An 855-nucleotide genomic window follows, 5' to 3' on the forward strand; every position below is an offset into this window, starting at 1 on the left:
AGACGTCGTCTCATTTGGTTCGGTAGGGTGCTGGTCGTGGTTTCGATCGTGGAGCGGCTGGTGCCGGATGAGTTGTGGGAGTTGTTCCAGCGGGTGGTGCCGGAGGTGCCGATGCGGCCTCAGGGTGGTGGTCGGCGTCGGCATGGTGACCGGGAGGTGTTGGCCGCGATCGTGTTCGTGGCGACCTCGGGCTGTACGTGGCAGCAGTTGCCGTCCGCGTCCTTCGGGCCGTCGGGAGCCACCGCTCACCGGCGCTTCGCCGAGTGGAGCGGGGCGAGGGTGTGGGCGAAGTTGCACCGCCTGATCCTCGATGAACTCGGTGCCCGTGGGGAGTTGGACTGGTCGAGGTGCGCGATCGACTCGGTGAACATGCGGGCGTTGAAAAGGGGGATCTGACGGGTCCGAATCCTGTGGACCGGGGCAAGTACGGCTCGAAGATCCACTTGATCACGGAGCGGACCGGTCTGCCCCTGTCCGTCGGGATCTCGGGGGCGAACCTGCACGACAGTCAGGCCCTCGAACCCCTGGTGCGGGGTATCCCGCCCATCCGCTCGCGCCGCGGCCCCAGGCGACGTCGGCCCGGAAAGCTGCATGCCGACAAGGGCTACGACTACGACCACCTGCGCCGATGGTTACGCGGCCGGGGCATCACCCACCGCATCGCCCGCAGGGGAATCGAGAGCTCCACCCGCCTGGGGCGGCACCGCTGGACTGTAGAGCGAACCATGTCGTGGCTGGCCGGCTGCCGCCGGCTCCACCGCCGCTACGAACGCAAAGCCGACCACTTCCTCGCCTTCACCAGCATCGCCTGCACCCTCATCTGCTACCGCAGACTCGCCAAATGAGATGATGTCT

Annotated in this window: 1 protein-coding gene; it reads left to right on the top strand. The window is 67.0% G+C overall.

The window, feature by feature from the left end; translation table 11 throughout:
• Positions 1–45 precede the first annotated feature (45 nt).
• A protein-coding gene (locus ABD385_RS41210) for an IS5 family transposase (protein ID WP_425585598.1) occupies positions 46–845 on the top strand; the annotation gives its coding sequence in 2 pieces (ribosomal slippage) (positions 46–391 and positions 391–845; 801 coding nt in all).
• The last annotated feature ends 10 nt before the right edge of the window (positions 846–855 follow it).

The sequence above is a fragment of the Streptomyces lunalinharesii genome (assembly GCF_039532155.1).
GTDB classification, from domain to species: domain Bacteria; phylum Actinomycetota; class Actinomycetes; order Streptomycetales; family Streptomycetaceae; genus Streptomyces; species Streptomyces lunalinharesii.